General features: G+C 55.9%; 22 protein-coding genes. 14 read left to right on the forward strand and 8 right to left on the reverse strand.

The features are described 5' to 3' along the window. Nucleotides 1–155 precede the first annotated feature (155 nt). The gene (locus EY643_RS05895) at nt 156–1,451 is read left to right on the forward strand and encodes an aminotransferase class V-fold PLP-dependent enzyme (RefSeq protein WP_152661325.1); all 1,296 of its coding nucleotides are present in this window, start codon (nt 156–158) and stop codon (nt 1,449–1,451) included. Here EY643_RS05895 and EY643_RS05900 read toward each other — a convergent pair. Next, a complete protein-coding gene (locus tag EY643_RS05900) occupies nt 1,448–2,362 on the reverse strand; it encodes a permease (RefSeq protein WP_152661326.1) in 915 nt (304 codons plus the stop codon). The genes EY643_RS05895 and EY643_RS05900 overlap by 4 nt on opposite strands. An 83-nt stretch (nt 2,363–2,445) precedes the next feature. Between EY643_RS05900 and EY643_RS05905 the strand changes: the two genes are divergently transcribed. Next, a complete protein-coding gene (locus tag EY643_RS05905; RefSeq protein ID WP_152661327.1) occupies nt 2,446–2,754 on the forward strand; it encodes an ArsR/SmtB family transcription factor in 309 nt (102 codons plus the stop codon). Nucleotides 2,755–2,778: 24 nt separating this feature from the next. On the opposite strand, the gene arfB is transcribed toward EY643_RS05905, so the two are convergent. Further along, nucleotides 2,779–3,219 (reverse strand): alternative ribosome rescue aminoacyl-tRNA hydrolase ArfB, encoded by a 441-nt coding sequence (gene arfB / locus EY643_RS05910; RefSeq protein ID WP_152661328.1) that lies wholly within the window; start codon nt 3,217–3,219, stop codon nt 2,779–2,781. 137 nt (nt 3,220–3,356) lie between these two features. Between arfB and EY643_RS05915 the strand changes: the two genes are divergently transcribed. Beyond that, nucleotides 3,357–4,961, forward strand: a complete 1,605-nt coding sequence (locus EY643_RS05915; RefSeq protein WP_240732836.1) for a sulfatase-like hydrolase/transferase — start codon at nt 3,357–3,359, stop codon at nt 4,959–4,961. Nucleotides 4,962–4,982: 21 nt separating this feature from the next. On the opposite strand, the gene recQ is transcribed toward EY643_RS05915, so the two are convergent. Together recQ and EY643_RS05925 are read right to left on the reverse strand one after the other, a co-directional pair. Continuing rightward, the gene (gene recQ / locus EY643_RS05920; protein WP_152661329.1) at nt 4,983–6,776 is read right to left on the reverse strand and encodes a DNA helicase RecQ; all 1,794 of its coding nucleotides are present in this window, start codon (nt 6,774–6,776) and stop codon (nt 4,983–4,985) included. A gap of 75 nt (nt 6,777–6,851) precedes the next feature. Then, on the reverse strand, nt 6,852–7,529 hold the full coding sequence (locus EY643_RS05925) for a response regulator (RefSeq protein WP_205743162.1): 678 nt from the start codon (nt 7,527–7,529) through the stop codon (nt 6,852–6,854). 239 nt (nt 7,530–7,768) lie between these two features. Here EY643_RS05925 and EY643_RS05930 point away from each other — a divergent pair, with 239 nt between their 5' ends. Continuing rightward, nucleotides 7,769–8,518, forward strand: coding sequence for a DUF2057 domain-containing protein (locus EY643_RS05930; protein ID WP_170287295.1), 750 nt, complete (start codon nt 7,769–7,771; stop codon nt 8,516–8,518). 58 nt (nt 8,519–8,576) lie between these two features. Here the strand turns inward: EY643_RS05930 and EY643_RS05935 are convergent, their stop codons facing one another. Further along, nucleotides 8,577–9,677, reverse strand: a complete 1,101-nt coding sequence (locus EY643_RS05935) for a porin family protein (RefSeq protein WP_152661331.1) — start codon at nt 9,675–9,677, stop codon at nt 8,577–8,579. Between the two features lie 341 nt (nt 9,678–10,018). Between EY643_RS05935 and EY643_RS05940 the strand changes: the two genes are divergently transcribed. The 8 genes from EY643_RS05940 to EY643_RS05975 all read left to right on the forward strand — a co-directional run bounded on the left by EY643_RS05940 (nt 10,019) and on the right by EY643_RS05975 (nt 20,019). After that, nucleotides 10,019–10,288 carry a DUF4212 domain-containing protein gene (locus EY643_RS05940; protein WP_152661332.1) on the forward strand — a complete coding sequence of 90 codons (270 nt, stop codon included), beginning with the start codon at nt 10,019–10,021 and terminating at the stop codon, nt 10,286–10,288. An 11-nt stretch (nt 10,289–10,299) separates the two neighbouring features. Further along, nucleotides 10,300–12,036: a sodium:solute symporter family protein gene (locus tag EY643_RS05945; protein ID WP_152661333.1), complete on the forward strand. Its 1,737-nt coding sequence runs from the start codon at nt 10,300–10,302 to the stop codon at nt 12,034–12,036. A 164-nt stretch (nt 12,037–12,200) separates the two neighbouring features. Beyond that, the gene (locus EY643_RS05950) at nt 12,201–12,665 is read left to right on the forward strand and encodes a hypothetical protein (RefSeq protein ID WP_152661334.1); all 465 of its coding nucleotides are present in this window, start codon (nt 12,201–12,203) and stop codon (nt 12,663–12,665) included. An 11-nt stretch (nt 12,666–12,676) separates the two neighbouring features. Further along, a complete protein-coding gene (locus EY643_RS05955) occupies nt 12,677–14,584 on the forward strand; it encodes a putative nucleotidyltransferase substrate binding domain-containing protein (RefSeq protein ID WP_152661335.1) in 1,908 nt (635 codons plus the stop codon). Continuing rightward, entirely contained in the window at nt 14,584–15,252 is a 669-nt protein-coding gene (locus tag EY643_RS05960) for a 3'-5' exonuclease (protein ID WP_170287296.1), read from the forward strand. Before EY643_RS05955 ends, EY643_RS05960 begins: the two co-directional genes overlap by 1 nt. Before the next feature lie 123 nt (nt 15,253–15,375). Continuing rightward, the gene (locus EY643_RS05965; RefSeq protein WP_152661336.1) at nt 15,376–16,440 is read left to right on the forward strand and encodes an efflux RND transporter periplasmic adaptor subunit; all 1,065 of its coding nucleotides are present in this window, start codon (nt 15,376–15,378) and stop codon (nt 16,438–16,440) included. Nucleotides 16,441–16,444: 4 nt separating this feature from the next. Continuing rightward, complete coding sequence (locus tag EY643_RS05970; protein ID WP_240732837.1) at nt 16,445–19,588, forward strand: efflux RND transporter permease subunit; 3,144 nt, start codon at nt 16,445–16,447, stop codon at nt 19,586–19,588. Continuing rightward, nucleotides 19,585–20,019, forward strand: coding sequence for a VOC family protein (locus EY643_RS05975; RefSeq protein WP_152661337.1), 435 nt, complete (start codon nt 19,585–19,587; stop codon nt 20,017–20,019). The genes EY643_RS05970 and EY643_RS05975 overlap by 4 nt, the downstream gene beginning before the upstream one ends. A gap of 5 nt (nt 20,020–20,024) precedes the next feature. Here EY643_RS05975 and EY643_RS05980 read toward each other — a convergent pair whose 3' ends face one another. Both EY643_RS05980 and EY643_RS05985 read right to left on the reverse strand, forming a co-directional pair. After that, nucleotides 20,025–20,795, reverse strand: coding sequence for an NAD(P)-dependent oxidoreductase (locus tag EY643_RS05980; RefSeq protein ID WP_152661338.1), 771 nt, complete (start codon nt 20,793–20,795; stop codon nt 20,025–20,027). Then, nucleotides 20,773–21,375 (reverse strand): TetR/AcrR family transcriptional regulator, encoded by a 603-nt coding sequence (locus EY643_RS05985; RefSeq protein ID WP_240732838.1) that lies wholly within the window; start codon nt 21,373–21,375, stop codon nt 20,773–20,775. The genes EY643_RS05980 and EY643_RS05985 overlap by 23 nt, the downstream gene beginning before the upstream one ends. Before the next feature lie 108 nt (nt 21,376–21,483). Here EY643_RS05985 and EY643_RS05990 point away from each other — a divergent pair, with 108 nt between their 5' ends. Then, entirely contained in the window at nt 21,484–23,505 is a 2,022-nt protein-coding gene (locus EY643_RS05990; RefSeq protein WP_152661340.1) for an NADPH-dependent 2,4-dienoyl-CoA reductase, read from the forward strand. A gap of 80 nt (nt 23,506–23,585) precedes the next feature. After that, nucleotides 23,586–24,149: a PadR family transcriptional regulator gene (locus tag EY643_RS05995; RefSeq protein WP_152661341.1), complete on the forward strand. Its 564-nt coding sequence runs from the start codon at nt 23,586–23,588 to the stop codon at nt 24,147–24,149. Here EY643_RS05995 and EY643_RS06000 read toward each other — a convergent pair. Continuing rightward, entirely contained in the window at nt 24,133–24,633 is a 501-nt protein-coding gene (locus EY643_RS06000; RefSeq protein ID WP_152661342.1) for an Lrp/AsnC family transcriptional regulator, read from the reverse strand. The two genes, EY643_RS05995 and EY643_RS06000, sit on opposite strands and share 17 nt — an antisense overlap. Nucleotides 24,634–24,671: the final 38 nt, after the last annotated feature.

The raw sequence follows: 24,671 nt of genomic DNA on the forward strand, positions 1-24,671 counted from the left end.
CAGCCTACAGTATTCCGGCTTCCTGAACGTATTCTGAATGTAGGATCATCTGGAAAGCATTCTCCCTGCAGGTGTTTTCGAGCGGTGGTCTATACTGCAGGCACAACTATAAAGCCCAGTCTGTTAGCGGGTGTATGCCCGCGAGGATCTTAGCCATGAAACGACGTGCTTTTTTGCAGTCCGCCGGTCTCACTCTGTCCGCCGTTACCGCTAGCTTCGGGGCAGCTCGACAGGCACAAGCCGTCGAGAAGTTCGATCCGAATAGCTGGTCTTCGCTGCGGGAACTGTTTCCTCTCACGCCCGACTACATTCATCTCGCCACGTTCCTGCTCGCATCGCACCCACGTCCTGTGGCGAGGGAAATCGAAAAGCATCGTGATGCCCTTGATGTTAACCCTGCCGCCTACTGGCATGAACATTTCCAAACTATCGATGGTGAGGTGTCCGCTGCTGCCGCGCGCTATATGGGCGGTAAGGGTGCCGATATTGCCCTGACTGACAGCACAACCATGGGGCTGGCTATGGTCTACAGTGGTTTGTTACTCCGGCCAGGAGATGAAATTCTGCAGACCACGCACGATCATTATTCAACCGATCTGTCGATTGCGCAGCGGGCGAAGCGCACCGGTGTCAGTGTGCGTAAAACGGCGCTTTACAGCGATCCAGCTAGCGTCACTGTGGACAGCATTTGCGCCAGGGTAAAGCGGTCATTGAAGCCCGAAACCCGTGTTTTCGCCTGTACATGGGTGCATTCTTCAACCGGTGTGAAGCTCCCGATTGCCGCGATCTCGGATGTCATTCGAGAGGAGAACGACCGGCGTGATGCGACCGAGCAGATACTGTTTTGTGTAGATGGTGTACACGGCTTCGGTATTGAAGATGTAGACGTTAGCACCCTGGGATGCGACTTCTTCGTGGCAGGCACACACAAGTGGATATTCGGACCCAGGGGAACAGGGGTGATCTGGGGCAATGATCGGGCCTGGGGTATGAGCGAGTCCGTTATTCCCAGTTTCAGTGCCAGCTACGATGTCTGGCTGGGTAAGACTACTCCCGACAATGTTCCTATCGGTGAGCACATGTCACCTGGCGGGTTTCACTCTTTTGAGCACCGCTGGGCATTGCCAGCGGCATTTGACCTGCATCTGGCCATGGGCAAGAAGCGCGTCCAGAAGCGTATACATGAACTTAATACACAGACGAAGGAGGGGCTCGCTGCGATCGACGGCGTTAAGCTCTACACACCGATGTCCCCGGAGTTATCCTCGGGTCTGGTCTGCTTTGATGTGGATGGCAAAAAGCCGGCAGAGGTTGTGATGGAACTCTACGGTAAAGGTATCATTGCGAGTGATACGCCTTACCGGGAGTCCTATGCGAGATTTGCGCCTAGCCTTATCAATAACTCGGGGGAGATCGATTCAGCTGTCGCTGCTGTTGCCGCTATGGTCTAGAAGGCAAGCTGGTAGAAATAGCCCGCGCTGATGGCCATGCCCAGAATCACAACCAGGAAGGCAGCAACCAGTGGATTTCGGAACAGCGATTTCAGTAGGATCACTTCTGTCAGGCTGGCGCCAGCGCTGCCAATGATCAGTGCCATCACCGCGCCCAATCCCATGCCTTTGGCCGCCAGTGCCGCGCTCAATGGAATAACAGCCTCTGCGCGGATATAGAGCGGAATACCGATGACAGCGGCGACCGGTATAGCGAAGGGATTATCTTCACTCGCGACGCTTGCGACGATGTCAGAGGGCATAAAGCCGTAGATCATTGAGCCGACGGCGATGCCCGCTGCAAGATAGGGCAGCACTTTCTTGAAATCTATCCATGTGTCGTTCCAGATCACGCGCCACTTGCTGGGTTGGGTTTGATGTGCCCCGCAGCTCTGTCCGCAACCAGAGGCCTTGGGTTCGATATAGGCTTCCGGTTTAATGAAGCGCTCAAATCCAAGTTTCTCCAGCACGAAGCCTGCGATTACTGACGAGGTCATTGCAATCACGAAGTACGTGGCTGCCACTTTCACACCGAAGGTAACGACGAACAGGCCGATAATGATCGGATTGAGCAGTGGCGACGCAAACAGAAACACCATCATGGTGCCGAAGCCTGCTTTTGCCCTCAGTAGTCCTTTGAGGAAGGGAATAGTTGAGCAGGAGCAAAACGGAGTGACGGCGCCGAGGAGGGCGGCGATCACATAGCCACTCCCGCCTCGAGCCGCCAGGATCGACTGTATTTTTTCCGGGCCAAGGTACGACTGCAGTACCCCAACGCCGTAGCTGATAACAAGGTAGAGAAGAGTCAGCTCCACACTCAGGAAGACGAACATGTTCAGGGCGTCCAGCGCCATTTGTGTATCGATGTGCATTGCGATTAACCTATAATACTAGAAAAGTCGAAATATAAAGCGGGAGTATTGGCTTGTCAATATAATTCTAGTAATATCGAAATATGAAAAAGCAGCAGACACTACCGCTGGAAGTAGCGGCGAAAGCATTAAAGGAATTAGGGCATCCCATGCGCCTGGCGATTTATCGTCAGTTGGTCAAGGCCGGCGCCGAGGGTTTGCCAGTGGGTAGTCTCCAGTCGGTGCTGGAAGTACCCGGTTCTACATTGACCCACCATATCTCCGGGCTGGTATCCGCCGGCCTGGTGAGCCAGAGACGAGAAGGGAGGGTGTTGTATTGTGTCGCCCAGTACGGCCAGCTGGATGCGCTGATCGCCTATCTGCAGGATGAGTGTTGTGCTGGTGGCGACTAGTCTTGCGGAGAGAGATGTCCCGGCCTAGTGATCGACTCTGCCACGCAGGGACTTGACCCGCCCGCGTTTTGTTTTGCTGTCCATGCGCTTGCGCTTTGAGGAGCGGGTGGGTTTGGTAGGGCGGCGTTTTTTCTGCACCACACCCACTGAGTGGATCAGCGCCTGCAGGCGCTCCAGCGCATCTGCACGATTTTTTTCCTGAGTGCGAAATCGCTGCGCTTTCAGCACCAGTATGCCGTCACTGGTAATCCGCTTGTCGCGCAGTGCGAGCAGGCGCTCCTTGTAAAAATCGGGCAGTGAAGAGCCTCTTATATCGAAGCGAAGATGAATGGCTGAAGACACCTTGTTCACGTTCTGGCCGCCGGCGCCCTGGGCGCGAATTGCCTGCATGTCGATCTCTTCCAGAGGCAGATGCACCTGATTGGAGATTGCCAGGCTGTTGTCGCTGGGCGGGGTGCTGCTCATGGTCTCGCCTTATGGGATGGGTTTAAGAAACTACGCCGAAGCGACGATTGGGTCAATGTATGAACGACAAGTAATACGCGGGTATTAGGACTTGTGGCATAGTTCAGCCTTGCTTCCCGTTACCGAGGTAATTCAAGGTGCGTATTCTAATAACATTGCTCTTAACGTCACTTCTTATTGCAGGTGCAACCGCTGCCGAACGCCCCAATATCATCATCATGGTGGCCGATGACCTGGGCTGGGCTGATGTGGGCTTCCACGGTGGTGAAATAGATACACCATCGCTCGATAGACTCGCGGCCGAGGGTGTCGAACTGAGTCGCTTCTATACCACTCCAATTTGCTCGCCGACCCGGGCGGCGCTGATGACAGGCCGGGATCCTATTCGCCTGGGTGTAGCCTATGCGGTGATCTGGCCCTGGACTAATGCGGGTATTCATCCTGAAGAGCACTTCATGCCGCAGAGTTTTCAGGCGGTGGGTTACCAGACCGCTATGGTTGGAAAGTGGCACCTCGGGCATGCACTGCAGGCTTACCACCCGAATGAGCGGGGTTTCGATCACTTCTACGGCCATCTGCACACCGAAGTAGGATACTTCCCTCCCTTTGCCAATCAGGGCGGCAAGGATTTTCAGCAGAATGGCGTGTCTATAGAGCAGGATGGCTATGAGTCCTACATTCTCGCTGACGAGGTATCGCGCTATATTCGCGAGCGAGAGGAGGACAAGCCGTTCTTTATCTATATGCCGTTTATTGCTCCACACACGCCACTCGAAGCACCCGATGACCTGGTCGCCAAGTACGCTGACATGGAGGACAAGCGGGCGCCGGCGCGCAGTCGCAACACCGACGAGTCGCGCAAAATCAGCCGCCTCACTGGCCAGCCAAGCGCCCGGCCGATGTTCGCAGCAGTCGTCGATGGTATGGATCAGGCGATTGGTCGGGTGCTCGACACCCTGGACGAGGAGGGCATCGCTGACGATACGATCGTCCTGTTCTTCAGCGACAATGGCGGTGCGGCATATGCGTCTGGCGGAGCGGACAATGCGCCATTGCGCGGCGGTAAAGGTGAAACCTGGGAGGGCGGTATTCGGGTGGTCTCTCTGTTGCGTTGGCCGGAAGCACTGCCTGCCGGCCAGAAGATGGGGCAAATCATGAGCGCAATGGATGTATTCCCGACGCTAGCCGAGGCCGCTGGCGTGGAGCCGGGCAATACATCTTTCGAGCTGGATGGGCGCAGCATGTGGCCCGCAATTGCGCAGGGTAAAAAGATACCGCGTGAAGATTTGTTGTTCTTCACTTCTGAAACACCCATTCGCGGGCGATTCATGTTTACCGCTTTCAATGATCACTGGAAGCTGGTGCAGGAAGTGGATCAGGGCCTGCTCTCAGCAACTGTCACCAATCATCTGTTCCGTATCTCCGACGATCCGAATGAGTACAATAATCTGGCAAGTGAGTATCCGCAGGTCGTGGAGGAGCTCGCCGGAGAGATTCACTACTGGCGCACACTGTACCCTGTAGCCGGTACCCGCTCTGAGCTTGTGCCTCCGCCGGGTTGGCGTGCGCCGCTTGACTGGGCGACTTACCCGCGGCCCATCGACGAAACCCAGAGCGACTCAGCGCCGGGTATGCCACCGCCCTATGCGCTCAAACCATTGGATTGGCAGCACGGCGAGGCGGGGCGTTTGATCTACAACTGTGAACCTTACAAATTGATTGGTGGAGGCCTGTGTAAGTAGTGTTGAGGGCGCGGCGGCGGGCTATCCGAGGTGAGCGTCAATCACCGCGATAAACAGTTCGCCATACTTTTCCAGCTTGCGCTCACCGACACCGCTGAGGCGGCCGAAGGCGGTTTTATTGCGGGGCAGGGCGGCACACATTTCCTGCAGGGTGCGATCGTGAAAGATGACATAGGGCGGTACCCCTTGTTCCTCGGCCAGGCCGCGACGACACTCACGCAGCGCCTCCCAAAGCGCGACATCGATATCATCCGGCAAAGAGGTGCGGGTTGTGCGCTTTGCAGACTTTTGCTTTACGTCGCGCCGCAGATCAATTTGTTCCTCTCCCTTCAGCAGTGGCCGGCACTGCTCTTCCAGCTTCAAGGCGCCGAATCGCTCCAGGTCTACGCTTAGATAGCCGCGCGCGACCAGTTGGCGGAATACCGAGCGCCATTGATTGTTGTCCAGGTCCTTGCCCACACCATAGGTGGGTAATTGGTGGTGGTCATACTGGTAGATTCTTTCGCCTTCGCTGCCGCGCAATACGTCAATCAGATGGTTGACGCCAAAGCGCTGACCAGTGCGGTATACCGCCGACAGGGCTTTGCGCGCAGCTTCCGTGCCATCCCAGGTATCGACAGGCTCCAGACAGGTGTCGCAGTTGCCACAGGGCTCTGAAAGGCCTTCGCCGAAATAGGCCAGCAAGCTCTGCCGTCGACAGCTGGTGATCTCGCACAGGCCGAGCATGGCATTGAGGCGGTGCTGTTCGGCGCGTTTATGCTCCTCGCTGCCCTCGGAGTTGTCGAGCATCTGGCGCAGCTTGATCACATCCTGCAGGCCATACACCATCCAGGCATTGGCCGGTTCTCCATCGCGGCCGGCGCGGCCTGTCTCCTGGTAATAGGCCTCCACCGTTTTGGGCATATCCAGATGCGCGACAAAGCGAACGTCGGGTTTGTCGATGCCCATGCCGAAGGCGATGGTCGCTACCATAATGACCTTGTCCTCGCGCAGAAAGCGAGATTGATAGTCAGCGCGTATCGAGGCGTCTAGCCCGGCATGATAGGGCAATGCCTTGAACCCCTGTTCCTGCAGCCAGAAGGCGGTGTCTTCGACCTTTTTGCGTGAGAGGCAATAAACGATGCCAGCATCCTCCGGGTGCTCTTCCTTGAGGAAGCGCAGTAATTGCTGGCGAGCATTGTGCTTGAGCGAGATCCGATAGCGAATATTCGGGCGATCGAATCCGGCAATGAACTGGCGCGCTTCTTCGAGGTTCAGGCGCTGGATGATTTCCGCTCGGGTGCGTTCGTCTGCAGTTGCGGTGAGGGCAATGCGCGGTATTTGTGGAAAGCGTTCGTGCAGGAGGCTTAGTTGCAGATAGTCGGCCCGGAAGTCGTGTCCCCATTGTGATACGCAGTGCGCTTCATCAATGGCAAAGAGGGCGATCGGGGCGCGCTCTAGCAGCGCGAGACAGCGTTGCTGATTCAGGCGCTCAGGTGCGATATAGAGCAGGTCTAATTTGCCTTGTACCAGATCTTCCTCGACCTGCATCGCTTGATCTGGTGGCAGTGTGGAATTGAGGAAGGCTGCGCTCACACCCAGCTGGCGCAGGGCGCTCACCTGGTCCTGCATCAGGGCGATGAGTGGGGAGATCACCACTGCGCAGCCCGGTCGCGCCAGCGCCGGAATCTGGTAGCAGAGGGATTTCCCTCCACCGGTGGGCATTAGTACAAGCGCGTCGCCGCCATTGATTACCGTATCGATAATCTGGTCCTGGGGCGGGCGGAAGTTGTCGTAGCCGAAGGTGGCGCGGAGGATATTCTGGGCTGATTTCATCGTCCGGCATTATACCCCGGCAGCGGAATCTGGGGGCATCAATGCCGCTCAATTATTGAAGTTGTTGCTCGAGTGTCAGGCGGGTGGTTCGGTGAGGTCCTGGGGTGGGTCCACTTGCAGGCTTGCCAGTGCCAGCACGGCCTGAGTCCGCGAATGTACGCCCAATTTGCGGAAAATTTCGGTCATGTGCGCTTTGATGGTGGCTTCTTTGACATCGAGCTCGTAAGCGATCTGTTTGTTCAGCAGGCCTTCCACCAGCATTGAGGCCACCCGAAACTGCTGTGGAGTCAGGGTCGCGAGGGCGTCTGCCACATCCAGTGACTGCAGACTGGCGCCGTTGGCATTGGCGTCGAGGCCTGGGTGCAAACCGCGTTCGCCGGCGGTGACCCGGTTGATGCAGTCCTGCATGTCAGAGATATCGGCAGACTTCGACATAAAGCCTGCAGCGCCGTGATCGATTGCGCGACGCACGGTTTCGGGGTGTGAATTGGCGGAGACCATGACGACAGGCGTATCCGTCTTGTGGCCCACAAACCATGATAGAGCTGAGAATCCCAGCGCCCCCGGCATATGCAGATCCAGTAGCAGCAGGTCCAGGTTCGGGTGTCGCTCTACTTCTGTCTGCAGCTCAGCAACACTCGCCGCCTGATAGAGGGTGGCTTCGGGGAACAGTTGTCCGAGTACCTGCTGTAGCGCGTTGCGGAACAGGGGGTGGTCATCTGCGATGAGGATCGATTGCGGTGTGTCACTCAATGGGAAGTCACCATGTTTTTATTGTGGCTATTGTTACGGGGAAATACGGCCTCTGTAAAGAAAAAAACCGGGCGTGAGCCCGGTTAAACACTAAGACCCCAAAGGGTCCGTGGGGGTGAGAAACACGTTTGCCAGTGTAAGCAACCGGGCGCCGATGCCCATTGGACCTTAGTCCAAAGGCCTGCTGGTACCGCTCTGACTATACTCTGTCGGTATAAATCTAAACCTGGATGCTGATCATGAAATTCTCACGAGTAACCTTACCTGCGGCGTTAGCGCTAGCGTCTGCGCAGCTGATGGCAGGCGAGCTTCACATCCCCATGGCATTTGAATTTCTGGCCGTCGATGGCCAGAAAGTGAAGCGTAGTGTCGTTATGCGCACATCTGAACTGGAACTCGATTCAGGACAGCGTGAAATCGCATTGCGCTACTCAGATATGGTGGATTCCGACTTACACGATGCACAGGATTCAGTCAGGTCCGATGCCTTTATTGTCAGTCTGGATGTGGAACAAGGCGTCGACTACTACCTGAAGCCCGCCGGTGGCGTGATACGCAAGCCATTGGAATTCGCTGAGGCCCCCCAGGTTGAGATCGAGCGCAAGGATGGCGGTGCGGTGAGTTACACGCTTACAAACACCAATATCGGCCAGAAAGAATTTGAGACGCTGCTGTATAGCGCTAATCAGACCGGCACTTATGCGGCGCCCTCCGAACCCAGGCCTGAAGCCTACTCGTGGGCGGCGGACAGTGGCGGTCAGATTGCTGCGCCGGCTGCGGTTACGTCAGCAGCTGCATCAGCCCCTGAATCAGCGGCTAAGCCAGCATTAGCATCGACGCCCGCAGCTGCGGTGACAGTGATAGAGGAAGATCTCTCTCCCAGGGCCTCAGCTGAAGGTGAGCCTGCAGACATGCTGAAGCAATGGTGGCAGCAGGCTGATCAAAAGACCCGCAAGGAATTTCTCAGTTGGGCGGTGCAGCAGCTGTAAAGCGGTTATAAAAAAAGGGGCAGCTCAATGAGCTGCCCCTTTTTTTTGCGTGCTTGGATTAGATGCCGAACTTAAACGAGAGCTGGAAGTAGCTGGAGTCGCCATTTTCGCCCAGGTCGTCGTCCACTGAATACTGGCCAATTTCCCCGCCTACGGAAAGCGCCGGGGTCAACTGTTTGATCAGGTTAACACCCCAGTGTGAACGGTCGTATTCCAGAACATCAGTGGTCGCTTCACCATAGTACGCTGTGCTGCGCCAGCTATCGCTCCACAGGTGCCGGTAGGCCACGGTGAAGGCGGTGGTGTCTTCTACTTCCTTCTCACCTGTGACTGGGTCGATGACGACGTCCTGCACCATGCCGGCGCCGACATAGCGTCCGGATTCACCGACATTGAGTTGGAACCGAATATCGTCTTTCCCGATATTGATCTTGCCGCCGATGTTACCGGCGACAGCGGTTTCGTCGATACCGCCCTGTTCCAGTGCTCGGCCAAGAACGCCGACCTGTACTTCACCCCAGTCGCCCTTGAAGCCGTAGGTAGCGATCAGGTCAGGTGTATCCTCATCTGCGTCGATATTGTTTGAGCCACCGCCGGCGCTATTGCCTCCGGTGGGTGTGTCGCCGCCCCAGGTCTCGGGGTTTTCAACCGAGATGGTGAAACCGCCGCCGGACCAGCGAACGCCGGGTTGACGTACGAACACTTCACCGACGATGGGGCCGCCGAAGTCCAGAGAATCCGGAAACGCTTTTAGCGGAGTGAAGGCTGTCCAGAATTGTCCAGCCATCCAACCCTTGTACTTGACGAAGGCGTGACGCAGACGCGGGTTGGTGGAGTTGGTTGCGACTTCATTGCCGTCGCCGCCATAGAAGTCCATCTCGATAAAGGCAGTGACATCACCGTGGGTGTACTTGGTGTTGAAGCGGGTCTCCTTGACGTTGAAGTGGGTGTGGGATGTGTCTTCAAAGCCGGGGTTGTTGCCGCGCCAATAATCCTGATACTTGAGGTCGCCGTCTACGTAGCGGGCGTCTGCCTTGATGTAGCCGCCGAAGCTGAGTTTGTTGCCGTCGCCGAGATCGAATTCATAGCCGGCGAATGCCTGCGGCGCTGTAGCGAGGACGACTGCTGCGGTGAGTGCCTTCGTTTTTATGTTTAACATAACCTTCTCCGTGTAGGTGGTCGATTGACACGGCTAGGTTCTTCTCTTTGCTTTGTAAAACCAATTGGACCTTGGTCGATAAAAACGAAACTATCAGTTTTTTTCGTTGTCGCGTTTTCTTTTTCTTCAATTATGTTCTTTATATATAGCTTTTTATCGGCCTGTGATTTTCTCTGCGTAGACCAAGGTCTAATTTCTTTAAGGCATTGGTAGGCAGAGTATAGGTTGCGCGTTACCTCAGATACCTTGTCTTGATAGACCAAGGTCTAAGGGTATGAATTTTTCGCCAGGAGTAGAATCCGGGTGGCAATAATCGATAACAACACCGAAGGAGGTGTGTGATGTCCTCACTAAACGAAGATCAGGCGAAGGAGTACTGGCGCCGCAACGTGTCCTTAATGGTCAAGTTGATGGTGATCTGGTTTGTCGTCAGCTACGGCTGCGGCATTATCCTTGTTGATGTCCTGAACAGCATCCAGATCGGCGGCTACAAGTTAGGCTTCTGGTTCGCCCAGCAAGGTTCTATCTACGTATTCGTAGGTTTGATTTTCTATTACGCCAAAAAAATGGGCGACCTGGACCGTGAGTTCGGCGTCGACGAAGACGAATAGGAGATATCGAGATGGAACTTCAAGCATTAACTTATATCGTAGTCGGCTTTACGTTTGCCCTCTACATCGGTATCGCTATCTGGGCACGCGCGGGTTCTACCAAGGACTTCTACGTTGCGGGCGGTGGTATCAACCCTATACAAAACGGTATGGCTACAGCGGCTGACTGGATGTCAGCGGCATCGTTTATTTCTATGGCCGGCCTTATTGCCTTGAGCTACGGCGGTTACGGTGGCTCGGTTTTCCTGATGGGCTGGACCGGCGGGTATGTAATTCTGGCCATGCTGCTTGCGCCTTACTTGCGCAAGTACGGTAAGTTCACCGTACCCGAGTTTATTGGGGATCGCTTCTACTCCAAATCGGCGCGGGCCGTGGCGGTTGTCTGCTTGATTATCTGTTCTGTTACTTACGTAATCGGCCAGATGAAAGGTGTTGGCGTTGCCTTCTCCCGCTTCCTGGAAGTGGACTACGACACCGGCCTGTATGTGGGTATGACAATCGTGTTCTTCTACGCCGTACTCGGTGGTATGAAAGGAATTACCTACACGCAGATTGCTCAGTACTGTGTACTGATTCTGGCTTACACCATTCCGGCTATCTTTATCAGCTTGCAACTTACCGGTAACCCGCTGCCTCAATTGGGCCTGGGAAGCACGCTGATAGGCACTGATGTGTATCTGTTGGACAAGCTCGACATGGTGGTGACGGACCTTGGATTTAAGGAGTACACGACGAACGTGCGCTTGAGTGGCATTAATATGTTCGCCTATACCCTGTCACTGATGATCGGTACGGCAGGTCTGCCACACGTGATCATTCGTTTCTTCACCGTACCCAAGGTTAAAGACGCGCGCTCCTCTGCGGGTTGGGCTCTGGTATTCATTGCGATCCTGTACACCACAGCACCTGCTGTTGCTGGTATGGCTCGTCTGAACCTGATGCAGACTATCGAACCCACACCTGGTGAGTATCTCGCAATTGATGAACGTCCCCAGTGGTTCAAGAACTGGGAAAAGACCGGTCTGCTGGCTTTCGAAGACAAGAATGGCGACGGCCGTATTCAGTACAGCGCCGATCCTGAAGTTAACGAAATGACCAAGGTCGATAACGATATTATCGTTCTGGCTAACCCGGAAATCGCCAAGCTGCCTAACTGGGTCATTGCTCTGGTGGCCGCCGGTGGTCTTGCAGCGGCACTGTCGACTGCGGCGGGTCTACTGCTGGCGATCTCTTCGGCGATATCGCATGACTTACTCAAAGGCATGCTCACGCCGAATATCAGTGAGAAAACCGAGCTCAATGCTTCGCGAGCCGCAATGGCGGTGGCGATTGCCGGCGCCGGTTATCTCGGCCTTAATCCACCGGGATTTGCGGCGGGCACGGTGGCACTGGCCTTTGGCCTGGCAGCGTCTTCAATCTTCCCGGCACTGATGATGGGTATCTTCTCCAAGGGTATCACCAAGGAAGGCGCCATCGCTGGCATGGTTGGCGGTATTGGTGTCACCCTGTTCTACGTGTTCCAGCACAAGGGCATCATGTTCATCCCGGGCACTGCCTGGATTGAGCCCGGTGGCGCGAACTGGTTCTTCGGTATCGAGCCAAACGCCTTCGGTTGTGTTGGTGCGGTCGTGAACTTCGCTATCGCCTTTGCGGTATCCAAGGTAACCGCTGCTCCACCCAAGGAAGTGCAGGAGCTGGTGGAACATATCCGCGTACCGGCGGGAGCCGGAGAGGCCACTGGCCACTAATTTATCCAATGTCCATGTTGAAGGAGGTGCCGTTTGGCGCCTCCTTTTTTTAATAGTAGATATGATTCTTGTCACTTTTGCCCAATCTGCATTTGATGATGTTCCAACCGAGTGTGGATCGTGCAACAGTGAGAGCGAGTGACGCTTGAGAGATAACACAAACAATGTTCACCAATAAGCACGTAATTATCGCCATGATTGTGGCACCTATACTCGCCGTACTGGCTTGGTTTGCCGTCGGTCAGTTTACCGGCGAGCAGCCGCAAGCCGCGCAGGCGGGAAAGTCCTACCCACTGGTCGAGAAAAGTAATTGTCGCTACGAAAGTGGTGCATGTGATCTCGAGAACGAAAATTTCAAATTGCGCCTGTCTCTCCAGGATGGCCTGGCCGGGCCTGAATTTTTGCTAAGTGCCTCACATCCCCTGGAAGGTGTGGTGCTGGCAGTGGGTCCAACCGGGGACGAATTGACCCCGATGCCCATGCGAGCCGTCGACGGTCAGGGTCTGACCTGGCTCATTCCCCTGGATGGCATTCCGGGTCCGGAAGAAAAAATCCGGGTCGTTGCCAACGCAGAGAGCAGCAGCTTTTTTGCAGAGGCATCAACAACATTTCTCCAGCCAGAAAGTTGAGAGGTTGATTAATGGCGAGTGAGAGTAAAGAGCGCAAAGCCCGGGAAGCGGACGTCGGGGTCGATCACCCTGGGCTGGATACGCCGGAGCTCATTTCTCTCGCCGAGTTTATTCAGCAAACACTGCCATTCAACGAACTCGCCGAAGAAATACTTTACCCCATTGTTGGCAAGATCCTGGTGCAGTATCACTGCCAGGGAGACATGTTCGATGCAGCGACTCCGGAGAAGGGCCTGCGAATTCTGCGCAGCGGAGCGGTAGAGCTCCGCGATAGCGACAATAAACTACTTGATCGTTTGGGGGAGGGGGAGAGCTTCCATATTGCCGGCTTGAACGCCGGGCGTGGCGAGGTGATTGCGACGGTCATCGAGGACGCGCTGTTCTACTTTGTGCCGCATGATGTCTACCTGCAGCTGCGCGAAAGCGATCGCGATTTTGATCGGTATTTTTCCGGCCAGCGAAATCGACGGTTACGCCGTGCCGCGCGCTACCAGCCTGAGCCGAATACGATGATGCAGGAGGTGAGCACTGTGATGAGCACCCGGCTGCTCATCGTAAAGCCTACCGATACTGTGCAGCATACGGCGCAAGTCATGACTGAGCGGCGAGTCTCTTCCGCATTTGTGGTCGAGAATGACCTCTTGCTCGGCATCGTTACCGATCGCGATCTTCGGGTGCGTTTCGTGGCCGAGGGATTGCCCGCTACCTTGCCGGTGAGTGAAATCATGACTCCGGATATTGAGTGCGTGGACGGCTCTACTACGATTTTTGCGACCACGCTATTGATGACCCAGCGGCGCTTTCATCACCTGCCCGTGAAGATAGATGGCGAAACCAAAGGTATTGTAACTACATCGGACCTTATTCTTGCCAAGCAAGACGACCCGGTCTACATGGTGCAGCATATCTCGCGCCAGAATGATGTGCAGAGTATTAAAGAGTTGGTTTCGGGCATGGCCAATCTGATGGTGCAGTGGGTTAACTCCGGGATGCGCGCCCAGCAGGTGAGCCAGGTACTTACCGCTATTTCCGACGCCATTACTGTTCGCCTGATTCAATTAGCCGAGGAAACCTTCGGTCCCGCGCCGGTGCCCTGGTGTTGGACGGGGTTTGGTTCTCAGGCGAGAGCAGAGCAATTGCTTGGGGCTGATCAGGATAATGGCCTGGTGATTTCGGACGGGGTCAGGGCGGATCAGCTGCCCTGGTTTAAAGATGTGGCCAATTTTGTCTGTGATGGACTCAACGAAGTAGGCTATGTGTACTGCCCGGGTGGAATCATGGCCACCACCGATGAGTGGCGTCAGCCTCTGGGCGTGTGGCAGGACACAGTACGCAAATGGACCCGATCCCCGACGCCTGATGCAGTGATGCGGGTGAGTATTTTCTTCGACATTCGTTGTATCTATGGCGACAGCCGTCTGGCGGCGCAGTTGCAGGAAACCATGTTGGATCTCACTTCACGCAACTCTATTTTCCTGGCGGCGCTCGCTGCCAATGCGCTGGATAGCCGGCCACCGCTGGGAATCTTCCGCCGCTTTGTGGTTGACCGTGACGGTGAGCACCGTTCTGAGCTCGATTTAAAGAAACGGGGAATTCTGCCCGTGACAGAAATTGTCAGGTTGCACGCATTGGCTCACAAAATTGAAGCTGTGAATACCGATGAGCGACTCAAGGCCCTGGCCAATGGCAAGCACATGACAATTGCCACCAGCAGGAACCTGGCGGACGCACTGCACTTTGTCCAACAGATGCGGATCAAGCATCAGTGCGAACAAATACTCAGAGGCGAAAAAGTCTCGAACTTCCTCAACCCCCGTGATTTGCCCAAGATGGCGAAGGAGCAGTTGCGCGATGCATTCACTATCATCGATGAAGCCCAGTCCTCAATCCGCCAGACCTATCGGGCGGGAATGGGATAATGTGGCAACTGCGGTTGCGACGGCTGGCTTATCGCAGCCGGATTTCGGGCACAGCGCTGCAAAACTGCTGGCAAGCGCCCTTGCCATCCACTTCGAGCGACTGGCAGAAGGTGTCATATCTCGTGGTGGACGCGGAGATGTCTTCGCTGGACGTCAACACAGGTGAGCTGCTCAGCGTTGGCTGGGTGGTGGTTGAGAATGGCGCTATCAATCTGGGTACGGCCGAGCACCACTTGATTCGCGCTGAGAAATCAGTTGGCCAGAGTGCAGCTATCCATAATCTGCGTGACTACGACCTTATCGATGCGGACAGGGTAGATCGGGTATTGACGCAATTCCTCCAGATTGCCCGAAGCAAGGTGCTGGTGTTCCACAACGCAGTGCTGGATCTCGCTTTCCTGAACAAGATCAGCCGCCGCTACTTCAATGCCCCTATTCTGATGCCGGTTGTCGACACCATGATGCAGGAGGAGGGGCTGCTGAGGCGCAATGATACCCCGATCAAACCCGGCGATTTACGCCTGCAATCCTGCCGTGACCGCTACAACTTGCCTCACTTTCACGGTCACAATGCCTTGCTCGACGCGATTGCCACGGCAGAGTTACTGATCGCATTGGCTTCCCATCGGAGCCGGGGTGCTGCCCTGAGTCTGGACAGGCTGCTCTAAGCCGATACAGCGGATTTACAATTCTTTATCATTTTTCAATCTGTATGACGTTGTTCTCGCGTAAAATAGGCACCCGTCTTTAGGCGAGCCCGTTTGTGGGCGAGCGTCCTCTGAGAGTCTGGAATGCCGAAATTAGTCAAAAACCTGCTTGTACCCATAGCCGTCGTTGCCCTGGCGGCGCTTATTGCATATGTGATGTTGAATAGCCGCGGTGATTTGCCAAGAAGAGATAGAGCTGTCGTCGCACCGCATGTCGATACGCTCACAGTAGAGCCCGGGCCAGTCAGCGTGCAGATTCACTCCCGGGGGATTGTTACGCCGCAGTACACGATCGAGTTGGTGAGCGAGGTTAATGGCCGGGTAGTCTGGGTAGATCCCGGGTTCCTTCAGGGGGAAGAGGTGTCTGAGGGGCAGGTGCTGCTGCGAGTTGATCCGATCGACTATGAGGTAGCTGTATCTGAGGCCAGATCTGCGGTCGCTACAGCAGAACTTTCCTTGCGAGAGGCAACAGTGTTGGTGCAGAAAGCGTCCATGGCTGAGGCTGAGGCGCGAGTAGCCGCTGCCAAAGAGCGTCTGCGTCAGGCTCAGGTGGACCTGGAGAATACAGAAATCCGAGCGCCTTTTAACGCCGTGGTTGACATCAAGCGAGCCGATCTCGGTCAGTATGTGACCATGGGCACTGCTCTGATGAAACTTCTCAGCACGGATATTGCGGAAGTACGGCTGCCTATTCTGACCTCGGATATAGCGTTTGTTCGCGCTGGGCAGAACCAGGCTATTACGCTCACCGCGTCCTTCGGTAAGCAGGATTTAAGTTGGGAAGCGAGCCTGACCAGAGTAGAGAGACGGGTCGATGAAGAAACGCGCGTGTTCTACGGGGTAGCCCAAATAGAGAATCCCTATGATGTCCAGCTGCATGACCAGATTCTCGCTCATGGTCTGTTTGTGGAGGCGGTTTTCCCGGGCACTGCAGTGGAGGATGCCGTTCGTCTGCCGCGTTCTGCTGTGCATAACAGTGCTCATGTGTACCTCGTGGAAAACGATCAGTTAGTGCGTCGGTCTGTGACGGTCCTGCGCCGCGAGGGCGATGCGGTGGTAATCAGTGATGGCCTGGCTTACGGCGATCAGGTCGTGCTTAGCCGATTCGACCTGATGGTCGAGGGCATGGTTGTTGAGGCGGGCGAATAAAGTGGTGAGTTCGCAAGAGACAGGGCCTATCGCCTGGATGGCCAATAACCCGGTGGCCGCCAACCTGTTTATGTTGGTGGTGTTTCTCGGGGGGCTGGGTTCCATCAATAATCTCACCAAGGAAGTCTTCCCGACCTTTCCCACTGAGATGATTACCGTGACTGTGCCATACCCCGGTAGCGCGCCGGAAGAGGTGGAGTCGGGTATCGTGCGGGTTCTCGAGGAAGAGTTGCAGGAGCTCGTTGGCGTGGAGGAAATCTCCTCAGTCGCCCGGGAAGGGGCGGGGGTCGTTACCATTGAGATGGAAGCGGGGTCTGATATGGCGCAGGCCCTGGTGCAGATTAAAACCAAAGTGGATGGTATCGCCTCTTTCCCAGTGGATGCGGAAGAGGCGATAGTGGACGAGGTGCTTGCTCGAACACGGGCGATGAATCTGACTCTCTACGGCAATTTGGACGAATACCAGCTGAAAGAGCTGGCCGACGACACGCGTGATGAAATTCTTGGGCTCGATGGCATCAGCCAGGTAACCGTCGTCGGTACCCGCGACTACGAAATTGTCATCGAAGTATCAGATGAGGCTCTGCGCCGCTACGGACTCAGTTTTGACGATGTTGTGGCGGCGATTACCATGCGCTCTCGTGACCTGCCCGGCGGAAAATTGCGCACCAGTGGGGGTGCGATAACACTGCGTTCGGTTGGGCAAGCCTACAGTGCAGAGGAGTTTGAACGGCTCAGTCTGATCACTCGCACCGATGGCACCGTTCTGCAAGTGGGTGATGTTGCTACTGTTGTAGATGGTTTTGAAGACCAACCCATTCTCAATCGGCTGAATGGCCAGCCATCAATTACCCTGCAGGTAGATCGGGTGGGCGACCAGGATGTGCTGGCGATGACTGATAATCTGCGCAAATTTGTTGAAAGAAAACGAGCAGAACTGCCACCGGGTGTAGAGTTTACGGCCTGGGCTGACCGCAGTGAGATCCTCAAGGGGCGTATTAATCTCATGCTCAAAAGTGCCTTTCAGGGCGCAATTCTGGTGATGATCACGCTGGCTCTTTTTCTCAACGTGCAATTGGCCTTTTGGGTGATCCTGGGAGTACCTTTCTCTTTCCTCGGGGCCTTGATGGCGATCGATATTCTCGGTATCGGTGTTTCGATCAATGTGATGTCGGTATTCGGTTTTATCCTGGTATTGGGTATGTTGGTTGACGACGGCATCGTCACCGCCGAGAGCGCTTATGCTCAGCTGGAGGAAGAGCAGAAGGGTGTGGAGAGTGTGGTGCGCGGTGTGCGCCGGGTCACAGTAGCTACGGTATTCGGGGCCTTGACCACGATGATTGCTTTTTCGCCTGCATACGGGCTCACCGAAGGCATCGGTAGACTGGTGTCAGTGATCACGCCGATCGTAGTATTCAGTTTGCTGTTCTCTCTACTTGAAACGAAATTGATCCTTCCAGCGCATCTTCGGCACATCAAGATTGACCATGAAAGTGATCCGGGGCGAGGCCCGCTGGGCTGGCTTAAACGGGTCCAGCGCAGCTGTACTCAAGGCATGGTGACATTCAGCGAGAAGGTCTACCGTCCCCTGCTGGAGCGCGCGGTGGAGTTTCGCTATATCACACTCGCGATTTTTATCGGATCCCTGTTCATTACCCTGGCCTTGATTCCCTCAGGTTTCGTGAGATTTGTATTCTTTCCCAATGTCCCATCGAACAGCGTAAACGTTGACCTGCAGATGCCCAATGGCACGCCCTGGCAAACCACTCACGAATACGCCATGCGCATTGAACAGGCGGCCATGGCGATGAACAATCGTTACCGCCAGGAGACAGGACTGGAGGACGGCGTGATCGTGGAACTGCTCACCACCTCCAGTGCCGATACCGAGGCTCGAGTGCAAGTGGAATTGCTGCCAAGCACCGAGCGCAACATCACGTCGATGAGTCTCGCCGGCTGGATGCGTGAAGCACTGGGTGAGTTGAGCGGCGTGCAGGCGCTCACTTTCGATTCCAATGCCGGTCCAGGTGGCTCACCGGTGGACGTTGAACTGTCTGGCGACGACCTGGATGAGATGCGAGCGGCAGCACAGGAATTGAAGCTGGCCCTGGTTGATTTCGTGGGCGTTTCAGATGTCAGAGATACTTTCGATGCGGGTGGGCCCGAGCTGGATATTCGGGTAACACCGGAGGGTGAGGCGCTGGGGCTGGGGCAGGTGGAGCTGGCCCGCCAGGTGCGGCAGGCTTTCTTCGGTGCAGAAGTGCAGCGCATCCAGCGCGGACGTCACGAGGTACGGGTGTATGTCAGGCTGCCGGCGCAGGAGCGTGAATCGCTGGATGCGCTTCACTCGCTTTGGATCGACGTGCCGGGCCATGGCAAGGTGCCCTTTGATGTCGTGGGCGAGGCGGTGGAACATACCGGAATTAGCGTGATCAATCGCTTCAATCGACAGCGCGTGGTCAATGTTCGCGCTGATGTGGAGCGCGCACTGGTAGAGCCGGGCAAGGTCAACGCAGAAATCGTCAATAATATTCTCCCCGATATTCTTGAGCGCCACCCCGGGGTGCAACACAGGCTCACCGGTGAGGCCGAGCAGCAGGAGAAAACGACCAGTGCTCTCGAGCTCGGTTTCGTGGCTATCCTGTTAGTCATCTACGCGGCTCTGGCGGTGCCACTGCGCAGCTATGGTCTGCCCTTGATTATCATGGCGGTGATTCCTTTCGGTATCACCGGTGCGGTGCTGGGGCATCTTATCCTGGGTGCGGCCGTCAGTATGTTGTCAGCCATTGGTATATTGGGCCTGACCGGGATCGTTGTGAATGACAGCCTGGTATTGGTTGATCACGTGAATCACCGCCTGAAAGATCGGGGGGAGTACTGGAAGGATGCGGTGATCACCGGAGCGGTGCGACGATTCCGGCCGGTTGTGCTCACATCCATGACCACTTTCGTTGGCCTGCTTCCGATTCAGCTGGAAACGGCCATCCAGGCCCAGTTCGTCAAACCCATGGCGATATCGGTTGGTTTTGGCGTGTTGTTTGCGACTGGGGTGACCCTGTTGCTGGTGCCGGTGCTGTACTTCGTGGGCCGCGACATTCAGACCCTGTTCGGTGTGGCGGAGGTCGAGCACGAGGTGACACCCACATGACACTGACACCCTTTCACCTGGCAGTGCAGGTTCGGGATATCGCTGAGGCCCGGGCATTTTATGGTGAAGGGCTCGGCTTTGCAGAAGGCCGCAGCGCGGAGCATTGGGTGGACTTCGATATGTTCGGCCACCAGTTTGTGGTGCATCTCAATCAGGCGCTGGGAGTCGATGGCAAGCTATCCCAGATCAGTAATCCTGTGGATGGGCACGGTGTGCCAGTGCCACACTTTGGCGTGGTGCTGGAGTTGCCCCAGTGGCAGTCGCTTGCCGTGCGCGCCCGAGGTCTGGTCGATGAATTTATTATCGAACCCTATGTGCGTTTCGAGGGGCAACCGGGAGAGCAGGCGACGATGTTCTTTGCCGACCCATCGGGCAATGCACTTGAATTCAAGGCCTTTCGCGATATTGAGCAAGCGTTGTTCGCTCGCTGATGGCGTCATTCGCTGGCGATAAAGGGAGCCATTTGCACATAGTTACCGCGCTCGATTTCATCCACGATGAACCTTGCAAGTTCACCTGCTCGCAACAGTGTACCGGGGGGTGTCTCTAGAGAAGCCGTGGCTGAACCCTCGCCATCGGTAGCGTTTATGAGCGGGCATCGAATCAAGGTCCAGGGAACGTCGCTCTGCGCCAGTAAACCGTATTCCAGCTGCCTGTCGCGGACGAGATTCGGGTAGCGGATGAGCGCCAGTTGACGCACCCACCAGCCAGTCATAGTGCGATGGTCCTGTTCCAATTCAACAGCCGCTCCCGTCACGACAAGGTAAGGTCTGGCTGTGGTTATGCTCATCGCGGCAATGACATTCGCGGTTGTTTGGCTGTTCAGGTCGGTCGGCGCCCTGGCCGATGGGCCGATAGCACTCACAATGACGTCACTCCCAGCCAGCAGGGTGGCGATCGTACCTGGGTCGCGCGCATCACCCACAACGACCTCGATACGGTTTGAGAGATATGCCAGTTTTTCGGGGGAGCGCGAAAGCGCGCGCACGCGATAACCTCGTGCAAGGGCCTCGCGCAGAATGTAGCCGCCAGACATCCCTGTGGCGCCTAGCAGAGCGATGGTGGTGTTACGTGATGGAGGTGTAGTGGCAGCTTCAATTGAGCTGGCCGGCAGTTTCTGCTGTGACAGGGCACAGCCAGCCAGGATGGCGGTGAATAGCAGTAGGGCAAATGCCCGAAGAGAGTTATGGCGTCGGATTGAGTTCATGCCAGAACATGGCCGCGGCCTGGTCGCAGGCCGGGCCCATGGCTTCCCGGTCCAGATAGACTCCGTCGATGAGCAGGCGACTCATGCCGTGCAGCGTGCTCCAACTAACCTGGGCGTAGCGCAGGGGGTCCAGGTCGGCCGACACAGCACCATCGGCCTGCCATTTCCGCACTTGATCGAGATAGAGCCTGAAAGAACTGTGCGCCTCCTGTTTGAGCGTGGCGGTAATCCCTTCCGATTTCCACAAGCGGCTGCCGAACATCAGGTCGTAGTACTCAACGTTGTCCAGGGCATAGTCGAGGTAGCCCCGAACGAAGGCGCGTAATCTCGCTTCTGACAAGTTTGCGCTGTCTAGGGTCAGCACCTCAATGTAGCGCTTGAATCCCTCTTCAGCGATGGCGCATAACAATTCCTGCTTATCCTTGAAGTGGTGATAGGGCGCTGTGCGAGAGACGCCGACGCGCGCGGCCAGCTGGCGCATGGACAATCCCGCTTCGCCTTCCTCCCGGAGCAGGGTGGCAGCGGTGTCCAGCAGGCTGCGGCGCAGGTCGCCGTGGTGGTAGCTTGTCTTCTCGCTCATGTGGGCATCATACATTTAATCTTGACAGTGTCCAAATTGACGTTAGAATCGATGCTCTAAACTTGACGTCGTCCAGATGGGCGCAGCTGCCTGCTCGGAGAGAACACCATGACCGCTTATCCCAAAATGCTCGAACCCCTGGACCTGGGCTTCACGACCCTGCGCAATCGCGTCTTGATGGGCTCCATGCACACTGGCCTGGAAGAGGCCCCCAATGGTCACGAGCGCATGGCTGCGTTTTTTGCTGAACGTGCCCGGGGTGGAGTGGGCCTAATCGTCACTGGCGGCTTTGGTCCCAACAAGCGCGCGGCCACGCATGAACACACCAAGATATTGGCCACAGAAGCCGACTGCGACGATCACAGGATCATTACTGACGCGGTCCATGCTGAGGGCGGTAAGATCTGCATGCAGATCCTCCACACTGGCCGCTACGCATTTAACGAAAATCCGATAGCTCCCTCTGCGGTGCAGGCGCCGATCAATGTGTTCAAGCCCAAAGCGGCCACCGAGGACGAAATCGACCAACAGATAGAGGACTTTGTCCGGATGTCCGTACTGGCCCAGAAGGCGGGTTATGACGGGGTCGAGATCATGGGCTCTGAAGGCTACTTTCTGAATCAGTTCCTGGCCGCGCGCACCAATCATCGCGACGATGAGTGGGGTGGCAGCTACGAGAATCGCATGCGCCTGCCGGTGGAGGTAGTGCGTCGAGTGCGCGAGGCTGTCGGCGAAAAATTCATCATTATCTATCGCCTGTCGATGCTGGACCTGGTGGAAGGCGGCAGTACCACCGAGGAAATTATTCAGTTGGGCAAGGCGGTAGAGCGCGCCGGAGCAACCATCATCAACACGGGTATCGGTTGGCACGAAGCGCGCATTCCGACGATCGCCACCAAAGTGCCCCGGGCAGCATTTACCTGGGTGACAGCGCACTTTCGCAAGGAACTCTCTGTCCCTGTTGTGACCTCCAATCGTATCAACACGCCAGAAGTCGCCGAGGAGGTTTTGGAGAGAGGTGATGCGGACATGGTGTCACTGGCGCGACCTTTCCTGGCTGACGCCGACTTTGTCATCAAGGCAGCGGAAAATCGCGCAGACGAAATCAATACCTGCATCGGTTGTAATCAGGCCTGCCTCGATCATGTATTTATCGGCAGGATGACGAGCTGTCTGGTAAACCCCCGTGCATGTCATGAAACCGAACTGGTGATCGAACCGGCGCTGGAGAAGAAGACCTTCGCCGTTGTTGGCGCTGGCCCCGCAGGACTCGCATTTGCGACCACCGCCGCAGCTCGCGGCCACGCCGTGACCTTGTTTGACGCGGCCGAGGAGATCGGTGGCCAGTTCAATATCGCCAAACAGATCCCCGGTAAAGAAGAGTTCTACGAAACCCTGCGCTACTACAAGCGCCAGCTGGAGATTACCGGCGTGTCTGTAAAACTGGGCGCCAGGGTCAGCGCTGAGGACCTGGTCGGCGACGAGTTTGATGAAGTTGTACTCGCGACCGGTATCACTCCTCGCGTCCCCGGCATCGAGGGCGTTGATCATCCCAAGGTGCTGAGCTATCTGGATGTGCTCAGGGACAAGAAGCCAGTCGGTGATAAGGTCGCTGTGATCGGTGCTGGCGGTATCGGTTTTGATGTTTCCGAATACCTGACCCACGGCGAGGAGTCTCCCTCCACAGACATCGAGCAATTCATGCAGCAGTGGGGCGTGGATATGGCCTTGGCTGCGCGCGGTGGTATCGAAGGCATACAGGCGATCGTGCCTCCTTCGCCCCGCGAGTTGAGCCTGTTACAACGCAAAGCCAGTAAGGTTGGCGGTGCTCTGGGCAAGACTACCGGATGGATCCATCGGTCGGGTCTGGAACGCAAGGGTGTGCGGATGATGCCGGGTTGCGAGTATCGCAAGATCGATGACGCGGGCCTGCACATTACTGTCGGCGGAGAGGAAAAGATTCTAGACGTGGACAATATCGTGCTGTGTGCAGGACAGGAGCCAAACCGCGAGCTGGTGGCGGGCTTAAACGGCAAAACGGTCCACCTGATCGGCGGGGCGGATGTCGCCGCGGAACTGGATGCCAAACGCGCGATCGATCAGGGAACGCGTCTCGCGGCTTCAATTTGATGCAATTTTTTGCACTCTAACGGCGAGCGTCTATGCTTACTGAGAAATAACGCATACGCGACCGCCGCTGGAGATTTGCCATGGCACTTGCCCAGGCAATCATGACATCACTGTTAGACGCCGACCTATCCGGCTCTGAATTAGCCCGGGATTTTGAGAAATCCATGGGCTTTTTCTGGCAGGCATCTCATCAACAGATATATCAGGAATTGCGCAAGCTGGCTGAGAAGGGTTGGCTGAACAAGCGTGAAGTTAACCAGAGCGGCAGGCCCAATAAGATCGTTTACGGTTTGACCATGTCCGGAAGAGAGGCATTGGCGGACTGGGTCTTCGGACCAACCAAAGTCCAGGCGACCAAAGATGAACTGCTGCTGAAGTTGTACAACCTGACCGAGAACAACGTCGAACACATGGTGGGAGAAATCAGCCGTCGGCGAGAAGAAGTAATGCAGCGGCTTTACCTGTATGAAGCGATCCGCCGTCGGCACTACGCAGCGCCCGAAGACCTTCCGGTGCGACACAAAGGCGTTTTTCTGGCTCTGCAGTCAGGAATTCACCAGGGTGAACAGTTCCTGACTTGGTGTGATGAAGCTATGCAGTTATTGGGCACAGTAGAAAAGGTCGACTCTACTCCAGCCACTTGAGCTTCTCGATCGGGTAGCCCAGGTAAAACTTGGGGCGATCAACCACAATCCGCGTAACGACTTTGCTGATACCCAATTCTGCATTGCTGCTTAGCTCGTCGCATAGTCGATTCAGCTCAGCGATACTGCTGCTGCAGGTAAACGAGATGTAGTCTATGTCGCCACTGAGGCGGAGACAGTCCATAAACTCAGGGATGAGTTCTATTGCGTGCTCAAATTTGCGCCGCTGGGCCAAACTGTTATTGCTCAGGGTGAACTCGACATAGGCAATAACGTGTTCGCAAATGCGGTCGAGATCGACCTCACTATGGCAGTTGAAATAGTAGCCAGCGTCCCGCAGAGCTTTGGTACGCTGTGAGCAGGCCGCAGGTGAGAGGTTGACCAATTCTGCCAATCGGGCGTTGGTGATGTCAGACTCCAGGTGGATGGTCGCCAGGATCTTGCGATTGATAGCGTCCAGCTTGACGGGCTTCTTTTCCTGCATAACGAAATATTCTTCAGTATTTCCTCTAGTATTCAATA

Origin of the sequence: Halioglobus maricola (genome assembly GCF_009388985.1) — a bacterium.
Lineage (GTDB): Bacteria > Pseudomonadota > Gammaproteobacteria > Pseudomonadales > Halieaceae > Halioglobus > Halioglobus maricola.